Here is a 20112-nt window from a genome sequence, read left to right on the forward strand (position 1 = left end):
TGTGATTATGTACCGTGAAAAATTTGATAAGGTGGAATTCCAAAAAACTGTAAAAAGCAATGTAAAAAGACTGTATCGAAAGACAGTAGAGGAAGCAACACAGCAGCAATTGTTTCAGGCAGTGTCTTATGCTGTAAAAGATGATATCATCGACAGATGGCTGATGACACAGGAACAATATAAAAAAGATGACCCAAAAACTGTATATTATATGTCTATGGAATTTTTGATGGGAAGAGCTTTGGGTAACAACCTGATCAATTTGACTGACTATAAAGAAGTGCAGGAAGCATTGGAGGAGATGGGAATCAATCTGAATGTGATTGAAGATCAAGAACCAGATGCGGCACTTGGAAATGGCGGACTCGGGCGTCTGGCAGCATGCTTTCTTGACTCACTTGCAACCTTGGGATACGCAGCCTATGGCTGCGGAATCCGCTATCATTACGGTATGTTCAAACAAAAAATAGAGAATGGATATCAGGTCGAGACACCGGATAACTGGTTAAAAGAAGGAAATCCATTTGAAATCCGACGTGAAGAATACGCAAAAGAGGTGCGTTTCGGAGGAAATATCCGTGTGGAAAAAGATCCAAAGACAGGAAAGGATATGTTTATTCAGGAGAATTTTGAGTCTGTCCTTGCGATTCCATACGATATGCCGATTGTCGGATATAACAATAACCTTGTAAATACACTTCGCATCTGGGATGCGAAGGCAATCACAGACTTCCATTTGGATTCATTTGACCGTGGAGAATATCAAAAAGCTGTAGAGCAGGAGAATCTTGCAAAGACGATTGTAGAGGTACTGTATCCGAATGATAACCATTATGCGGGAAAAGAGCTTCGTCTGAAACAGCAGTATTTCTTTATCTCTGCAAGTTTGCAGGAAGCCGTTGACAAATATTTGAGAGACCATGATGATATCCATAAGTTCTACGAAAAAGTGACGATTCAGATGAATGATACGCATCCTACAGTTGCGGTTGCAGAGCTTATGAGACTGCTTATGGATGAGCATGGACTGGAATGGGATGAAGCGTGGGAGGTTACGACGAAGACTTGTGCTTACACAAACCATACGATCATGGCAGAAGCGCTTGAAAAATGGCCAATCGACTTGTTCCAGAGACTGCTACCTCGTGTTTACCAGATTGTGGAAGAGATCAATCGCCGATTTGTAAATGAAATCCGTGCAAAATATCCTGGCAATGAAGATAAAGTACGCAGTATGGCGATTTTATATGATGGACAGGTGAAGATGGCGCATCTTGCGATCGTAGCAGGATATTCTGTAAACGGTGTGGCAAAACTGCATACAGAGATTTTAAAACATCAGGAACTGAAAGATTTCTATGAGATGATGCCGGAGAAATTTAACAATAAGACAAACGGTATTACTCAGAGACGTTTCTTGCTGCATGGTAATCCGCTTCTCGCTGACTGGGTTACAGCTCATATCGGAAAAGGATGGATCACAGATTTGCAGGAGATGGAAAAACTGAAACCACTTGTGGAAGATGAAAAAGCGAGAAAAGAATTTATGGAGATCAAGTATCAAAATAAAGTTCGTCTTGCGAAATATATTTTGGAACACAACGGAATTGAAGTAGATCCGAACTCTATCTTTGATGTTCAGGTGAAGAGACTTCATGAGTACAAACGTCAGTTATTGAACATTTTACATGTGATGTATCTGTACAATCAGATCAAAGAGCATCCGGAGATGTCATTCTATCCGAGAACATTTATCTTTGGCGCAAAAGCGGCGGCTGGATATATACGCGCAAAACAGACGATCAAGCTGATCAATTCTGTCGCAGATGTGATTAATAATGACAGAAGCATCAACGGAAAGATTAAAGTTGTGTTTATCGAAGATTACAGAGTATCCAATGCAGAGCTGATCTTCGCGGCAGCAGATGTCAGTGAACAGATTTCTACAGCATCAAAAGAAGCATCCGGAACCGGAAACATGAAGTTTATGTTAAACGGCGCTCCGACACTTGGAACAATGGACGGCGCAAACGTGGAGATTGTGGAAGAAGTCGGAATGGAAAATGCATTTATTTTCGGGTTGAGTTCCGATGAAGTTATTAACTATGAGAACAATGGTGGATACAATCCGATTGACATTTACTTTAATGATTGGGATATCAAACGTGTGGTAGACCAGCTTGTAGACGGAACTTACGGAAACGGTGACAGAGAACTTTACCGAGATCTGTACAACTCTCTGCTGAATACAAACAGCAGCGACAGAGCCGACACTTACTTTATCTTGAAAGATTTCAGAAGCTATGCAGAAGCACAGAAACGTGTGGAAGAAGCTTACAGAGATCAGGACAGATGGTCTAAGATGGCGCTGATCCAGACAGCATCTTGTGGTAAGTTTACATCAGACAGAACAATTCAGGAATATGTAGATGATATTTGGAAACTGGATAAAGTCACAGTGGAAGTGACAGATGTAGAATAATAGAAAAGTTGAAAGAAAAAGATTTTGAATCGGTGGGGAAAACTACCGGTTTGAAATCTTTTTTTGTGGAAAACTAATTGTGTAAACTCTCACTTCAAATTACTTTGAAGTGAGTTTGAAGTTGACTTTTGGTTAGGAATTGGCTTATTTTTGTATTTCAGCGAAATTCATTGCTTTTAACACATCTAATAATAATTGTACATATTGACCAAAAGAAAATAAAAACGAAAAAAATAATAGAAAAATCAGACAATCCTTGATATAATGGAATTAATTGAGACAGGCAGATAGGATTGTTACTATTGAATTAGGCAAGACCAGGGTAGACTTTGAATGAGAGAGGGATACTTTGGTCTTTTTTAGCAATTCTGTGTAGAAAAGGAAAGGAGATAAAGAGGAGAATGAAAAAGAAACAGGTTGTAAGTGGATTGCTGGCAACGGTTATGATAGCAAATATCGCTTTGGTTGATATGGGACCGGTACAGGCAGCAGAGAACTTAAATCTCGCAAAAGGATGCAATGTGACGGCGAGTAGTTATGAGGTGAGTGATCAGATTGATACATCGCCAGCAAAAGCTGTGGATGGTGATATGGCTACCCGTTGGGGAACTGCACAGAACAAGGCAGATAATGAATGGATTGAAATTGATTTGGACGGTGAGAAGACAGTACGCCAGATTAATATTAATTTTGAGAGAACAGATGAAGCACAGAATATCTTAAGCTATAAAATTGAATTAGAAGAAAACGGAAAATATACAGAGGTTTATAAAAAGACTGCCAAGGCAAAACAAAAAGAAGTGATTCAATTAGATAAGAATCATAAAGCGACAAAAGTAAAAGTAACTGTACTTTCGGCAGACCAGGGAACAATCAACTGGAAGAATGTAGGAATCAATGAGATTGAGGTGTACAGTGAGTTGGTGGAGGTTGCAGATGCGACTCCAAATAAAAATCATATGGCGAATGCGACTGTTACGGCTTCCAGTGTGGAGAAAAATACACAATTTACCGCAGATAAAGTAAAAGACGGCAAGACTGATAAGGCGAATCGTTGGGCGAGTGACTACGAGACACCGACAACCAATATTTGGTTAAATTCCAAATTTGCAGGACTGACTTCTGTGAAAGAGATTAAGATTCACTTTTTGGAAAGAGATGTGGCGCCGCAGCCATCTAATGTAAAAAGCTTTGATATAAAATATATAGATAAAAATGGTGAAGAGAAGACTGCGAAGAGTTTTACAAATACAAAGCAGGGAGAAGGATATAAAAACGAAGTTGTCATTCGACTGGACCAGCCGATTGAGGCAAAAGAACTGAAGCTTTGTAATTTTGTTGCGGAAGCAGCAGAATGGAATAATATCGGAATTTTGGAGATGGAGGTGTATTCCAACGATCAGGCAGAGCAGGGAGCGACTCTGGATTCGGTAGTAGAAGCTATTGAAGCTGAGAGTAAGACAATTGCGGCAGATGTAGATACACTTGAGATGCCTGTAGTTCCGGCTGGTTTTTCGGTAAAACTAAACGGAGCAGATTTTGAGCAGATTATTGGGGATAATGGGAAAATCGTACATCCGTTGACGGACAAGACTGTAAAGGTATCTTATGTTGTAACAGAGACTGCAACAGGAAAAGGGAAAGAAACGAAAGATGTTGATTATATTGTCAAAGGAACAAAGACTCAGGCAGATGGTAAGAATGCCAAACCAACTGTAATTCCGGAGATTCAGGAGTGGTATTCGGACTCGACGGAGAAGATAGCGGTATCTTCCCTAAAGACAGTTACCTATACAGATGATAAATTAAAAGATGTTGTAGATGAGTTTGTAAGTGATTATGAGGATTTCACGGGAATCAAGCTGACAGCGAAAAAAGGCGGGGCTGAGGCGAATGCATTCAACTTTGAGCTGAAAGCGCCGGATGAGCTTCTCGGAGAAGAAGGATATACGATGGATATTCAAAAAGACCGTATCAATGTTGCATCTGTTGACACCACAGGTAACATGTATGGCATGCAGACAATCCTTCAGATGTATAAAGAAAACAATGAGAGATACAATGTTGGGCAGATGCGTGATTATCCTCGTTTTGAGACGCGTGGATTCTTGTTTGACGTTGCTCGTAAGCCGGTTTCTTTGGAGATGATGAAAGAAGTTACAAGAACGATGCGCTATTATAAAATGAACGATTTCCAGGCACATTTGTCAGATAACTACATTTTCCTGGAGGATTACGGAAAGGGCGCTCAGGAAAATGAGGCATTTAAAGCTTATGAGGCCTTCCGTCTGGAATCCGGACTTTCTAATGAAAAAGGGGAGACACCTACAGCGAAAGACTACTCGATCTCTAAGAAAGATTTCAGACAATTTATTCAGGACGAGAGAGCTCTTGGCATGAATATTGTTCCTGAGATTGACGTGCCGGCACATGCAACTTCATTTACAAAGATATGGCCGGATCTGATGGTAAAAAATAAAGTTTCGTCTTTAAATGCAAACAGACCACTGGTAGATCATCTTGACGTTTCTAAGACAGAGACAAAAGAAAAAATCAAAGAAATTTTTGATGATTATACAAAGGGTGACAATCCAACATTTGATAGTGAGACAACCGTACATATCGGTGCAGACGAATTTTTGGCAGATTACAAAGCGTACCGCGGATTTGTAAATGATCTGGTTCCTCATGTAAAAGAGACAAATACAGTGCGTATGTGGGGCGGCCTTACATGGATCAAAGATAATCCGGTGACAGAGATTGATAAAGAAGCTATTGAAAATGTGGAGATGAATCTTTGGTCAGCCGACTGGGCAGATGGAATCGAAATGTACAATATGGGATATGATCTCATCAACACAATTGATAATTTTGGCTACATGGTTCCAGATGGAAGTAAAGCACGTGCAAATGCGTATGGAGATTTGTTAAATGTAGAGCGAATTTTTAATGAGTTTGAGGCAAATAAAGTAAGAGTAAAAGGCGGAGCATACAAGTATGTTCCGGCGGGCGATGACCAGATGCTCGGGGCAGCATTTGCACTTTGGAGCGATAACATTGACAAGAGAGCGTCCGGATTAAGCGAATCTGATTTATACTGGCGTTTCTTTGATGCACTTCCATTTTATGCGGAGAAGACATGGGCTGCAACTGGTAAGGAAAAAGGAAGTGCAGATGCGCTTGCAAAATTAGCAACCGATAAAGGAACAGGACCGAATACAAATCCTTATTATCAGGAAGACAAAAAAGGTGAAAATTACGAAAGCTATGATTTCGAAGATGGCTTAAAAGACGGTTCGGAGAACAAACGTGATCTGAAAGAAGGAAAGAATGCGGAAGTAAAAGAAAACGCATTGGTATTAAAAGATGGCGAAAGTTATGTGACATCACCGATTGAAGAGCTTGGAAATGGAAACCAATTGTCATTTGACATTAAGTTGGAAGAGCCGGCAAAACCGGGTGATATCTTATTTGAGTCTGACGCGGCATATGGAACACACGATATCCGAATTATGGAAGATGGCAAATTAGGATTTACAAGAGAGCTTTACAATTACTATTTTGACTATGAGCTTCCGGTAGGAAAGAATGTAACTATTACAATCACAACCGATCAGCAGAAGACAAGTCTGTATGTAAATGGCGAGTTTGTTGCGGATGCAAAAGGAAAATTCATTCACAATGACATGGTGAAAAAAGAGAATATTACCAATGCCACATTTGCACTGCCGCTGGAAAGAATCGGTTCTAAGACAGAGACAGTCTCTGCGGTGATTGATAATGTAGTTGTATCAGCAAAAGAACCGGAACAGGATATTTATAATAAAGCGGCTTGGACCGGAACAGCAGAGTCAGAGACTCCGACTTCACAAGGTGGTGGAAAAGAAGGTGTCATAGGCATGGCATTTGATAACAGTTCTTCTACACACTGGCACTCTGACTGGTCTCAGGCTACAAAAGACAAAGTTCCGACAAGTGCCGGAGCAGCCGGAACAGGTAAAGGTGCAGATGGAAGTATCTGGGCAGAAGTTAAATTTGATAAAGGATATGAAATTAATCAAGTGTTATTTGCTCCACGTCAGGACACGAACAGTGGTCAGGTAACAAAGGCGTCTCTTTATATTCAGACTGAAAAGGACGGAAAATGGGTAGAGGTTGCAAAAGATAAGACATTTGCGGCTGACAAATCAGAGAAAGCATTTACGTTCGACAAACAAATGGTATACGGATTCAAGTTTGTTGCAACTCAGTCAAATGATGGCTGGGTAACCGTATCTGAATTCAATATTGCAGATAAAAAAGTAACCGATAAGATTTATACCGTATATGTGGAAGCAGAAACAGGTGGAAAAGTAAGCGGTGGTAAAGATGTGTCAGCAGGAGAATCTGTGACGGTTACAGCGACACCGGATAAAGGGTACGCATTTGAGGGATGGTATCGTCCAAACGGCGAGAAAGTATCTGAAAAAGCAGAGTATACGTTCAAGGTGAATGGAAATACAGCTTTGATTGCGAAGTTTGAAAAGACTGGTGAGACAGAAGACAAAAACATCACAGATGTGGAAAAACTAGATGATATTACCGTTGTACAGGGAACTGCATTTGAAGATTTGGATCTGCCGGAAAAAGTATCTGTCACATATGGAAAGAACGAGACAGCAGAAGTAGATGTGACATGGGAGAAAGGAACTTACAATGCACAGGAATGTAAGACATATGTATTGGAAGGCGCTTTAACTCTACCGGAAGGAATTGCGAATCCAGATGGATTGAAAGCGATAGTCAAGGTTACAGTGGAAGAAAAAGAGACACCGGTTAAGAAGTATACGGTCTCTGTAAATGTAAAAGATAGTGAAAAAGCGATGGGAACTGTCTCTATGGACAAAGAAGATGGTGTCTATGAAGATGGCATGAATGCGACTGTGACAGCGACAGCAAATGAAGGATATGAGTTTGTAAACTGGACAGATACAGACGGAAAAGAAGTAAGTAGTTCCAATCCATATACATTTGCAGTGACAGCAAACACAACACTGACAGCAAACTTTAAGAAAATGGATGTGAAACCGGAAGCTCCGACAGCGCAGGATATCTTAGATGAAATTATTGCAGGACAGAAAGTACCGACAGTGATTACAAAGGGAGAGACAGAACTTGTTCTTCCGAAAGTCCCAGAAGGCTATAAGATCCAGATTACAAAAGTAAATCCGGAAGGTATTATCGCATTAGATGGAACAGTGACAACGCCGAAGAAGGACACAGATGTTATCGTGACAATCTCTGTGACAGATCCAGAAGGCAAGACAGCGAGTGCAGATTTTACAGTGAAAGTAAAAGGAAAGAACGAGCCTGGAAAAGAAGATCCAAAGGATCCTCAGAATCCTTCAAAAGGTGATACAAATAAGAAAGATCCTTCTCAGGACAAAAAACCGGTGAAGACAGGAGATGCAACAGCGGCAGCTGGCTGGATGCTTGCGATGACAGCAGCAGGTGCAGTGGTACTTGTAAGAAAAAGAAACTCATAAAAGAGATAAGCCTCTCATACAATAAAGTATGGGAGGCTTGTTTGTATGAAACGGAAAATAAAAAAAATATGCGCGGTATTTGTGATTATTGTATTATTGCCATATATTATTACCATATTTATGAATGGGAAAAGCATAGAGGCAAATCAAGACGGAAAAAATGGTTATATTAAAGTAAAAACGGAGTCTGGAACAAAAGAGGTTCCGTTGAAAGAGTACTGTATTGGAACGCTGGCAAAAGAGATTTCAGTTGATTTTGAAGAGGAGGCATTGAAAGCACAGGCTGTCATTGTTCGGACAACTATCTATAAAAAAATTGAGGAACAAGGAGAGAGAGCAGTTATGACGGAGCGCTTTTTTACGAAATCTGATATGAAAAATCAATGGGGCAGGAGTGCATTTCAGAAAAATTATAAAAAACTGGAGCGTGTTTGGAATGAGACCGATGGACAAGTTGTGATGTACAATGGCCAACTGGCAATGGTGCCGTTCCATCAGTTAAGCAATGGAAAAACTCGAATTGGCAAAGAAGTACTTGGGACGGATGAGTATCCGTATCTGCAGATGAAGGAGTGTCCGAAGGATGTGGAAGCGGACGGGCAGATGGAAAGTAAGCTCATCAAAGCAGCGGGAGCGCAAATTACTTCTCAGGACAGCGCCGGATATGTGACCGGAGTAAAAGTGGGCGAGGAGACTTTGAACGGAGAAACCTTTCGGGATACATATGGATTGTTGTCCAGCTGCTTTGAACTGCAGGAGTTTGAGGGAAAGATGCGTGTGACGACAAAAGGAATTGGTCATGGACTCGGGATGAGCCAAAATACGGCAAATGAGATGGCAAAAGAAGGTAAAAAATACGATGAAATTTTGCAGTATTTCTACGAGGGAACAGAAATGAAAGAGGTCGCGGAAATTTTGTTGAATGTAGAATAAGCGTATCATTTTCTGGCAAAAATATAGTCAGAGGTGATAAATATGAAAAATAATCTAGGACCTTCAAGAAGAGGGAAAGGTGCTGCGGTCGGTCTGGTCATTTGTTTTGTGGCGGTAATTGCGTTAGTGGGATTTTTTACATTCAGCCGTTATAAGAGAGATATGAGCAGACAGCTGGCAAAGGCGGAAGAAAAAACTGATACTGAAGAAAAACAAAAAGACATTAAAGAGACAGAAAAGAGCCAAACGACAAACAGTCAGGCAATTCAGAACAAAGCACAGGAGACAGAAAAACAAAAAGAAGAGACACAAACACAGACAGAGCAGAGACAGAATCAGACCTCACCAACGGCAACACAGCCAGATGCGCTGGCATTTTCAGAAAATGATCTGCTTGCATGGCCTGTGGATGGAAATGTGTTGATGAATTACAGCATGGATCAGACGATTTATTTTTCTACGCTGGATCAATACAAATACAATCCGGCATTGATTATCGGGGGAGAAGTTGGAACAGAGGTAACGGCATCTGCAAGAGGAATTGTAAAATCAGTGGAGGTCAATGCGCAGACGGGGAACACGGTGACGATGGACCTTGGAAATGGCTATGAGGCTGTTTACGGGCAATTGAAAGAAGTTCCGGTACAGGAAGGAAATTATGTGGAGCAAGGCGAACTGGTAGGATACTTAAGTGAGCCTACAAAATATTACAGTGTGGAAGGTTGTAATTTGTATTTTCAGCTGCTAAAAGATGGGGAACCGGTGAATCCAATGGAATATATGGATTCTTAGGGAGATTTATTTAAAAATAGATAACAAAAAACCGGACACGTTGAGAAGGGGTAAGATGTCCGGTTTTCTTGTTTTAAGTGCGTATAAAGTTTTGGAAAACGATTGTGATAAATCGCTTATACAATAATAGTATAATATATTTTTTGTAAATCCGCTAGAACGGTAATTGCAAAAAAACCGTTGATTTTTGCAAAAAAAGGAAATAAATGGTAAAAGCGGTTATTTTTTTGTACAAAAAGGAAGTAATTATAGAGAAAGAAAAAAAATTGTGCTATAATTTGCAAAAACAAGCCTAGGAGAAAATTTGTGAAACGGAAATTATTGGAATATTTGAAAAAGATAGACAGTAAGGAAGAAGAATTTATTAAAAATGAGAAAAATGTGCTGGCGCCTTATGTGATAAAAAAAGGAAGTTCTGTCATAGATACGGACAAGATGATTCGCGAAGGGGCTATGATTGATATTATGAAACAGCCGAGATTTGTAGATATCCCGGAGCATACGCATAAATACATGGAAATAATATATATGTTCAGTGGTTCGGCGACACATATTATCGATAAGACAGAAGTTAAGTTGGAAGCAGATGATGTTTTGTTTATCAAACAGGGAACACCGCATTCAGCAAGCGCCTCGGGGTATAACGATATTGGAATTAAAATATTTGTTCTTCCGGAGTTTTTACAATATCCGCTCAGCATGCTGAACGAAGATACGGCGCTTCGGCGTTTTATAAAAAAAGCGGCGGAGAATGACGGAAAAGATAAGGAGTTTTTGCATTTTCATTTGCAGGATTTGCCGGATGCCCAGAATCTGTTGGAGAATATGACACGAAGCCTTTTGAATCAGACGCGAAACAGCAAGAGAATTTTGCAGGCGACGATGGGAGTTCTGCTGATGGAATTATCGAATAGAACGTATACGATCACAGTCGGCTCCCCATCTTCCTATGAAAGTCAGATTGTGCTGGAAGCCTTAAGATACATAGAGGAGAACTACCAGACGGCATCGCTTAACAAGTTTTGCGAACATCATAATCTTCCATGCTATTATGTAAGCCGTCTTATGACCCAGTATTCCCCTTATACCTTTACAAAATATTTACAAAGAAGACGTATACTCCAGGCGGCCTATCTCCTGACGGAGACAGACACGCCGATAGAGCAGATTGTTGTAGAAGTTGGGTATGAAAATTCAAGTCATTTCCATAAACTGTTTAAAGAAGAATATGGAATGACACCGAAAAAATACCGTGAGAAATATGATTCTATGGAGAAGTGATGGGGATTTCTTATCCCATCACTTCTTCTACATGATTCGGGTACTTTACTGTGATGTAATACACTGCATTGCGGTACTTACGAGTTGCCGTAAATCCATCCATATTTGATGGAATACAAGGACCTATTTCCAGACCGTCAAAGGAACGTTTCAGATGTTCTGATAATGGTTTCGCAAGTGCAGAATCATTGTTGAAGTCTACCATTTCATCTAAGATAGACAGATCCCCGGTCTCTTTGATATAGGCAGCAGTACCTGCAATCAGTCACAGTGGATCATCATTAAATCCGCTTCCATCTTCAAACTGTGTCGCTGCAATGTCGAGAATTTTCTGGCGCGCGCAATCTGGGATCAAGTGTACGAATCCAAGCAGATCCTGACAGGAATCGCGGAATCCCATACCACGGCCGGTCCCTGACTCGAAATAAGAAGCAGAATTCTACATAAGAAGTTAAGTTCAATTGCTCGCAAGTCTCGTTGGTGTTTGTAAGGATAAGCTGGTTTACCTCACAAGTCTCATGGAGCTGCGATGAACCATGATTCACCATTCTGCCGTCATAAGATTCAGTGCCGGAATTGTTTATTCCCGGCTCAATTCCAGGAATGGTCAGATAATGAGGATGTACTTCATCAATAAGTTTATGAATCTCAGCATCCAAAGTATGTATTATAAAGTGATCAATTGACGCCCGACTTTTTGTCTGGAAAAAAATTTAAATAAAGCTTTTTAAAGTGCATGTGTATGTATACTCCTACATCTGTCAAGTATTGTGATTGTTACATTTTAACATGGTTGATACGAAGTGTAAATCTTGGTTTGTTTAATTCGACATTTTGCAATATACATATTTTGATTTTTGAAAAATACACAGGTGATTTGACGACAAATAATCCGGTTGCTCGACAAAAATGTAAAAAAACGAGAAAAACGTCATAAACCCGAGAAAGTGTTGAAAACAATAGATTTTCATATTTATAATGAACATTGGGAAAAAATACCATTTCAGGAATTTTACCACAATCAAGAACAGAACATTATTACATTAGAAGGGAGAACGTACTGTAATGAAAAAGAATCAGACAAAGCGTCTGCTTGCACTTGTACTAACACTTGCGCTGACATTAAGCAATGTGCCGACGACCGTATTTGCGGAAGATGTGACAGCGACTGAGCCACAGAGCACGACAGAACAGCAAGTGCAGTCACAGGAAGAGACGACAGAGCAGGTGGATCAACAACAGCAACAGGATGAAGATACTAATACACAGCAGACAGAACATGAAGCAGAGTTTCATGGGAACAAAGTAGCGGGGGTAGATCTTCGTGGAAAGTTTCAAAATGCATTTGGGGTTGCCCTTGAATATCGTTTCCGGGTTTCAGGGACACAGGATGAGTGGCAGACTGTAGATATCACAAAATCACACACATTGCAGTCAAATGTGTATGATGTACAGACACGGCAACCTTTCGGAAAATGGAAAGATGCAGGGACAATGCAAGTTAAAATCTACTACAATGTAGGTTTTGTAGTCGAAGGACATGAAGCAGGGGGAGTGTTGATCGACGGACAGAGTGCATCATCTGCTAAGGTTTACCAAAACGAAGCAGTGACATTTTCTGTGAAAGACATTGACGGGTATGACGTAACTGTAGAAGGCGTGACTCAAAATGAAAACGGAACTTACACAGTAGCGTCAGTACAGGCAGATACAACTGTAAAAGTGGTATATACACTGAGACAGTATTCGACAGTAGAGAGTACAGCAGTCGAAAATGCCAAAATTAAGATTAACGAAAGCAGTGATGCATCTGTTAAGGTAGAGAATAACAAGGAATTTACAATTGAAGTAACACCCAATGCAGGTTATGCGGTAACTGAGATTAAAGTAAATGATACAGCACTTGATAATGTCACTTTTGCAAATCAGACAGCAAGCGCATCTTATCAGGCAGGAGAAAATCAGACATATTCAGTAAGCGCAACGCTTGTAAAGACAGGATTTGCGTTAAATGACAAAAACGAAGATGGCGTATATGCAGTTGGATACCGTGATGGGATGGATCAGGCTACAACAGAGTCAAATATCTTCAACACTTTGGTCAACGCAGGAGCTTCTGTTCCGGCAGACCTGACAGTAGATGATGTGACAATTCAGTACTATGCAGGAGCATGGGGGAAATGGCAGGAAGTAAATTATGAACCAGACTTTTTGCATGGATTTACAGATCATAAATTTGGAACAAAAGAGACAGAGCAGATTAAAATTACATATGCCGGCAATGACCAATATGGAAGTTTTAGTTCTGATGAAATTACAGTAACGATTGTAGACCCGCGTTCTGTCTCAGTTTTGGAATTGAATGCTGGTGTTACATTACAATATAACACAGAAGAGACGATGAAGCAGGAAATCTATGAGAAAGTCATCGCTTCTTTAAACACAGGTGAGGGAACTGCGATTGCACATACAATCGATGACTTCACAATCGAATTTGAAAGAGCGCTTGGAGAGCAGACAGTAACAGTCTCTTACAAAGGCTCTGACGATTATAAACCTTGTGAGGCAAGTACTGTTATCACAATTGAAAAAGGAAAAGCCTCTGTAACTGTAAATTCTCAGAATATTACATACGGAGAAAGTTTTGCACCGGTATTTTCATCAAACCCTTCCGATGCAAAAGTAATTGGAATCATTGGTGGTGTGACAGGAAACGGAGCTCTTTATGTGAGCGTGGATGCATCTCAGATTACAATCAACGATATCGCAGGAAAAGAGATTCCGGTTATCGGAAACCTGTCTCTTCAAAAATTTATTACAGACACACTTGGAATTAAAGAATTTAAAGTCAGTCAGCTGACTGATATTTTACAGAAAATTCCAGGGGCAGATATCAGTGATATAGTTGCCGGAATTCAGCAGGCAATCGATGTGATCGAGCAAGTTGCTCCGGGACTACTTGACACAACAGTATCTCTTGGCGAACTTCCGAGTGAAGCAGGAGTATATACAGCAGTTGGTGTTACAGCAAGCCAAAACTATAAGACAGCATTAGGAATAGGACTTCTCACAGTCGCTCCAAAGACATCAGATGTAAAACTTGCATTTGATCAGGAATTTGACAACAATGCGCACAAACTGACAATCAGTCAGGCGCAGGCATTTGACTTCGGCGGACACATTGTAGACGGAGATGTTCAGGAGACAAACAATGTTCATACACTTTATGTCGGAATGACAACAAGCGGAAAGCTTTATACAGGAACAACTCCATGTTTAGAGCCAGGTGCGTACACAGAAAGTGTTTATGTATTGGGAGGAAATTATTTCGCACTTCCAATTAGCAGATTATATACAATTCAGCGAGAAGAAGTAGAAATTAAATTTGAGCCATCAGCTTTGACAGCAAGATATGATGGTAATCCACACGGATTAAAAGCAGGAGTTTATAATGCAAATGGCGACAGAATCGCAGATGCAGAAGTAAAATATGCAGGAATCGAAGCAGGAATTGAAGGATATTACAGCAAAGAGATGCCGGTAGATGCAGGCTTCTATTTAGCATCAGCATCATTTGCAGGAGATGATACTTACCAGCCGGCAATCAAATTAGGCGGTGGTTCCGTACTGATTCTGAAATCATATGCAAAAGGAAAGATTCAGGTTGGATTATTGACAACAACTTACGGGGAACCGACAGATCTCACAAAAGTGCAGTATACAACATCTGGTCTTGCTGCAAGAGATGTAGAGACGATCAAAGCAACAGTAAAATGTGATGGCAATGACTCTGCAGTAGGAAGCCATGCAATTTCTGTCAGTGTACCAAAGTCAGTTCAGAAAAACTACTATAGAACAATTAAGACTCAGGACGGAACACATACAATCGAACAGAGAGCAATTACTGTTCAAATCGGTTCTTATTCAAAAACATATGGTACAGAGGATCCGGCATTCTCTTATGAGATCACAGAAGGAAGTTTGGCAGAGGGAGATACTCTGAAAGATCTTGGTATCAAGCTTGCTCGTAAACAGGGTGAGAATGTAGGAAACTACGAAATCTATGTAGAGAATGAAGCAGAGTTAAATGCAAATTATGCAATTACAGTAGTAAATGGTAACCTTGAGATTACACAGGCAAATGCAGTGATCAGAGTTACCGGTGGAAATGACAGCAGCGGAAATTACACAAAAAGTTATGGAGATATAGATCCAATTTATACTTACTGTGTAGATGCACTGGTTAATACTGATGTGCCGGAAAATGAAGAATTTGGCAAAGTAAAATTAGTTCGTGAAGAGGGAGAAGATGTAAATACTTATACAATTACTCCGACTGTGGAAAACTTAAGTCCAAACTATACTTATACAGTTGAGACTGGAACACTTGAGATTATTCCACGCAGCATTACAATCAGCGCAGAAGATGTACAGAAAGTATACGACGGAGAAGCAGCAGAAGCACCGTACACAATTTCCGGATTGCCGGCAGATAAAGATACAGCAGATGCAGAAGATCTTGGACTTCACGTAAAAGCAGATATGCCGACAGAAGCGGGAACTTACGAAGTTTCTTATGCACTTGATGAAACAGCTTCACAGAATGCAAACTATAAAGTGACATTCCTGCCGTTTAATGTTGTGATCAAAGCAAGAGAACTTACAGTTAAGATTAATTCGACAGCAAAAGTGTATGGAGAAAAAGATCCGCAATTTAAGTATACATTAGAAGGAGAACTGGTTGGTGACGATAACCTTGACATCAAACTTGTTCGCGAGCCGGGAGAGAATGTAGGAACCTATAGAATTTATCCAGAAAATGAAAATGTATTGAATGCAAACTATAAAGTAACATTTGAGTATGGACAACTTACAATTGCCAAAAAGGTAATTACAATCTCTGTTACTGGTGGAGAGCAAAATGACGGAAATTACGTAAAACGTTACGATGATGCGGATCCGGCTTATTCATTCAGTGTAACAGACGAGAAGGGTGATGCTGTGACAGATGAAAATCTGGGTGAAATCAAAGTAGTACGTGAAAAAGGTGAAGATGTAGGAACTTACACGTTGATACCAACTGTAGAGAATGAAAGTGAAAACTACGAGTACGGTATTGTAGAAGAGAATGGTACATTGGAGATCCTTCCACGTGAGATTACAATCAGCGCGGAAGATGTAGAAAAAACATATGATGGAAAAGCAGCAGAAGCGCCATATACAATTTCTGGATTAGCAGCAGATAAAGATACAGCAGACGCAGCAGATCTTGGTTTAGAGTTAAAGGTTGTAACAAGCCAGACAGCATTAGCAGATGGAACAAAACTGGAAACTCCGATTGAGACAGAAGGAATGCCGGTAGATGCTGGAACTTATACAGTTACATATGCATTAGATGAGTCTGCTTCACAGAATCAGAACTATGATGTAACATTCCTTCCGTTCAATGTATCTATTAAGAAAGTAAATACAGATAATACACCAACGACACCATCTACACCAAATGATAGTGATAATCAAGGTTCAAAACCAAATTTAAAACCAGATTCAAAATCAGATTCAGTAGTGGATACAGGTGATACAGCAAATGTGATGACAACTATGACAGCGACAGCTCTTGGCGCTTTGGTTGCAATTGCACTTCTGTTATTCAAAAGAAGAAAAACAGACAAATAATAAGAAAATAAGAAAAGAAGCAGTTCGTTAAGAGCTGCTTCTTTTATTGCAAAATAATAAAGCAAAATTAAAACCTCCGAAAAGAATGGTATTTTTTTTCTGAACTTTCTTACAATGAGGATAAATGAAAGAACACAAAGGGAGGAAGAACGGAATTTTACCGATGATTTTTCACAAGCGACGTTTGACTTTCGATGTAATTATCTCCGGAACCCGGAGATGGAATGTTATGTGAGAGATACAGACAGGCAACGTCTGATTTTAAACGGAACAAACGAGACATTAAATGATGCGGCAAGCCCGACATGAATTGGGTAAGACAACAGGGATTTATAATGCAAAAAGCGCATTTCATAATACAGAGAATTGTCACTGTGACAGGGGTGTGTTATCTTATAATGGTATTCAGGAAAAGAGGGAAAAAATAATGAATTACACATATATCGTAGAATGCAAGGATGGCACGCTATACACGGGGTGGACGAATAATCTGGAAAAGCGAATTGCAGATCATAACAGCGGGAAAGGCGCCAAATACACGCGGGCGAGAAAGCCGGTCACACTTGTGTATTATGAGACTTTTGAAGCAAAAGAGGAAGCGATGAAGCGAGAGTATGCGATCAAACACATGAGTCGGAAAGAAAAAGAAAAATTGATAGAACATTTTCCTATACTTTAAGAATATTCTATATTATAATAGGAGTTAGATGTATATTTGCAAAAAAAGGAAGGAATCGGGAAAATATGAGCGATAAAAAATTAGAAGTAATTAAAAATTTACAACAGGCAGAAGCAATTTATGTGATTATGTCAGGATTTACAAAGATGCCGTATGTTGCGTGTGACGAAGAGACATTCGATGATAAGGTGTTTGTCTATTTTGAGGAAGAGCCGGCAAAGGAAGCTGGAAAGAAGCTTTTAGATGCAGGGAACCTCGTACATATAGCAAAGGTCGAAAACCGTCTGTTTTTAGAGTTTTATACAAGCCTCTATCCGATGGGAGTGAATTGTCTGCATATCAATCAGGGCGTGGATGGAGATATTTTGATTCAGCACAGTGATTTGCTGCGCAGAAAAGATCCTGCGGAGATTGACGATGGGAAAGTGCGTGTGGAGAATCCGGAATTCCAGCTCACAGCGCTTTATTTTGAGCAGGAATTTCGTAAGAATCAGACAATTCCAATGTCTGATGAACTGAAAGAGACTTATGAAGAGATGCTGGTGCATTTCAGCAGAGGAAAATACATTGTTCCGACACAGGAAGAGCATGGCATCCCAATTTTAAAACAAAAAGAAGGACAGGCTTACCTTCCTTTATTCACAGATCTTCACGAATTTCAAAAGTTCAATCGTGAGGACAAATTTAAGGGAGGCGTCGTAGAGGCTGAAAAAGTATCTAATCTTTTGAATGATGAGATGTCAGGAGTTGTTATAAATCCGTTTGGATTCAACTTAGTATTAAATCTGCAAAAGAAGGACGCTTAGTGGGAAAAGATGTGTTTCACAGAATGAACACAGAATTCTCATAATTTAAACACAAAAATATCATAAAGTTATCGATTTCTTTTCATATAATATAAACAATTCATGTTGTTTCAGGAGGGAAGAAATTGATAGAAGTAAAAAATTTAGTCAAGAAATATGGCGATCACACAGCTGTAGATCATCTGAGCTTTACAGTTGAAAAAGGACAAATCTATGGATTTCTCGGACCGAACGGCGCCGGAAAATCTACCACAATGAATATTATGACAGGATATTTGGGGGCAACAGACGGTGAGGTACTCATCAATGGGCACGATATTTTGAAGGAGCCGGAAGCGGCGAAGAAAAGTATCGGTTATCTGCCGGAGCTGCCTCCATTATATATGGATATGACTGTCATGGAATATCTTAAGTTTTCAACAGAATTAAAAAAGATTAAAAAAGAAGACCGAGAAGCGGAGATTGAAAAGGCGTTGAAGCTTGTCAAGCTCGCAGACGTGCAGGACAGATTGATTAAAAATCTGTCAAAAGGATATAAGCAGAGAGTAGGACTTGCGCAGGCGATTTTAGGATTTCCGGAGATTATCATACTGGATGAGCCGACTGTAGGGCTCGATCCAAAGCAGATCATTGAGATTCGTGAACTGATCCGTGAACTGGCGAAAGAGCACACGGTTATTTTGAGTTCGCATATTTTGGCGGAGATTCGTGAAGTGTGCGATTACATTATGATTATCTCAAAAGGAAAGCTGGTTGCAAGCGATACTCCGGAGCATTTGGAAGAATTGATGAATGGCTCCGATACGATTCATATTGAGACAAGAGCCGAAGAAGAGACGGTAAGAGAGATCCTAAGTGGACTGAAAGATATCGAAGATGTGACCTATACACAGGAAAATGAGATCTTGAAAGCAGAGGTTAAGACGAAAGAACGAAAAGATATCAGAGAAGCGATTTTCAGTGCATTTGCAGAGGCACAATGTCCTCTTCTCACATTGCAGAAGACAACAGTTTCGTTGGAAAAAGTATTCTTAGAATTGACAGGAGGACAAAAATCAGATGAAAGCAATTTATAAAAGAGAGTTAAAATCTTATTTTCAATCTATGATCGGGTATGCGTTTATCGCATTTTTACTGGCGTTTGTCGGTATTTATTTTATGGCATATAATCTGAATGCAGGGTATCCGTATTTTTCTTACGCGTTATCCGGCGTGATGTTCATGTTCCTCGTTGCTGTGCCGATATTGACGATGAAGAGTTTTTCGGAAGAACGAAAGAGTAAGACAGACCAGCTACTTTTGACATCGCCGGTCCGTCTGGTGGATGTTGTGCTTGGGAAATATCTTGCGATGGTAACAGTATTTCTGATTCCGAATCTAATTTTTTGCATCTATCCGCTGGTGATCAAAATGCAGGGGACTGCCTATTTGCGGGTGGACTATGCGGCGATTTTGATGTTTTTTATACTTGGCTGTGTCTACATAGCAATCGGAATGTTTTTATCTGCGTTGACAGAAAGCCAGATTATCGCAGCGGTAAGTACTTTTGCAGTGCTTCTCATTTTACATCTGTGGGGCGGATTGTTAGATTTTATCCCGAGTACGGCAATCAGTGGAGTGATTGGAATAATCGCAATTATCACGATTGTGGCGTTGATTATATACCAGTTGACAAAAAACTGGGTTATCAGCGCGGTGATAGAAGCAATTGGAGTGATTGCATGTGTCGTTACATACGTTGTGAAATCATCTTTGTTTGAGAATCTGCTCGTGAATCTTTTGGGTAAATTAGATATTTCCGGTAGTTTTTCAAATGTGTATATGAACAAACTATTGGATGTCAGTGATTTGATCTTATGTTTTTCACTCATTGCATTGTTTGTATTTCTGACAATTCAGACTATACAAAAAAGACGTTGGAGTTAGGAGGCTGTATCG

The 20112-nt window shown here is 40.0% G+C and carries 11 protein-coding genes and 1 pseudogene; 11 read left to right on the top strand and 1 reads right to left on the bottom strand.

All coding sequences use genetic code 11. The features are described 5' to 3' along the window. The first annotated feature begins 7 nt into the window (after positions 1 to 7). From BQ5364_RS01690 to BQ5364_RS01710, 5 genes are all read left to right on the top strand, one after another. Positions 8 to 2482 carry a glycogen/starch/alpha-glucan phosphorylase gene (locus tag BQ5364_RS01690; RefSeq protein WP_004613215.1) on the top strand — a complete coding sequence of 825 codons (2475 nt, stop codon included), beginning with the start codon at positions 8 to 10 and terminating at the stop codon, positions 2480 to 2482. 401 nt (positions 2483 to 2883) lie between these two features. Continuing rightward, a complete protein-coding gene (locus BQ5364_RS01695) occupies positions 2884 to 8007 on the top strand; it encodes a discoidin domain-containing protein (RefSeq protein ID WP_235837107.1) in 5124 nt (1707 codons plus the stop codon). A 45-nt stretch (positions 8008 to 8052) separates the two neighbouring features. Then, a complete protein-coding gene (locus tag BQ5364_RS01700; RefSeq protein ID WP_071143518.1) occupies positions 8053 to 8940 on the top strand; it encodes a SpoIID/LytB domain-containing protein in 888 nt (295 codons plus the stop codon). A 42-nt stretch (positions 8941 to 8982) separates the two neighbouring features. Further along, the gene (locus tag BQ5364_RS01705) at positions 8983 to 9732 is read left to right on the top strand and encodes a M23 family metallopeptidase (RefSeq protein WP_004613211.1); all 750 of its coding nucleotides are present in this window, start codon (positions 8983 to 8985) and stop codon (positions 9730 to 9732) included. Between the two features lie 306 nt (positions 9733 to 10038). Continuing rightward, positions 10039 to 11013 (top strand): AraC family transcriptional regulator, encoded by a 975-nt coding sequence (locus BQ5364_RS01710; protein WP_004613210.1) that lies wholly within the window; start codon positions 10039 to 10041, stop codon positions 11011 to 11013. A gap of 139 nt (positions 11014 to 11152) precedes the next feature. Here BQ5364_RS01710 and BQ5364_RS18800 read toward each other — a convergent pair. Next, positions 11153 to 11449: pseudogene (locus BQ5364_RS18800) on the bottom strand (GH36-type glycosyl hydrolase domain-containing protein); the annotation flags it as partial. A gap of 629 nt (positions 11450 to 12078) precedes the next feature. On the opposite strand from BQ5364_RS18800, the gene BQ5364_RS01720 reads away from it, so the two are divergent. The 6 genes from BQ5364_RS01720 (at position 12079) to BQ5364_RS01740 (ending at position 20100) form a co-directional block, all read left to right on the top strand. Next, positions 12079 to 16689 (top strand): MBG domain-containing protein, encoded by a 4611-nt coding sequence (locus tag BQ5364_RS01720; protein ID WP_071143519.1) that lies wholly within the window; start codon positions 12079 to 12081, stop codon positions 16687 to 16689. A gap of 114 nt (positions 16690 to 16803) precedes the next feature. Beyond that, on the top strand, positions 16804 to 16998 hold the full coding sequence (locus BQ5364_RS17655; protein ID WP_136017783.1) for a hypothetical protein: 195 nt from the start codon (positions 16804 to 16806) through the stop codon (positions 16996 to 16998). 118 nt (positions 16999 to 17116) lie between these two features. Then, positions 17117 to 17368: a GIY-YIG nuclease family protein gene (locus BQ5364_RS01725; protein ID WP_044987458.1), complete on the top strand. Its 252-nt coding sequence runs from the start codon at positions 17117 to 17119 to the stop codon at positions 17366 to 17368. Between the two features lie 65 nt (positions 17369 to 17433). Next, complete coding sequence (locus tag BQ5364_RS01730; protein WP_004613203.1) at positions 17434 to 18174, top strand: SseB family protein; 741 nt, start codon at positions 17434 to 17436, stop codon at positions 18172 to 18174. A 125-nt stretch (positions 18175 to 18299) separates the two neighbouring features. Beyond that, positions 18300 to 19250, top strand: coding sequence for an ABC transporter ATP-binding protein (locus BQ5364_RS01735; RefSeq protein ID WP_071143520.1), 951 nt, complete (start codon positions 18300 to 18302; stop codon positions 19248 to 19250). Next, on the top strand, positions 19234 to 20100 hold the full coding sequence (locus tag BQ5364_RS01740) for an ABC transporter permease (protein ID WP_004613201.1): 867 nt from the start codon (positions 19234 to 19236) through the stop codon (positions 20098 to 20100). Before BQ5364_RS01735 ends, BQ5364_RS01740 begins: the two co-directional genes overlap by 17 nt. Positions 20101 to 20112 lie beyond the last annotated feature (12 nt).

This window comes from Coprococcus phoceensis (genome assembly GCF_900104635.1).
Classification (GTDB): domain Bacteria; phylum Bacillota; class Clostridia; order Lachnospirales; family Lachnospiraceae; genus Faecalimonas; species Faecalimonas phoceensis.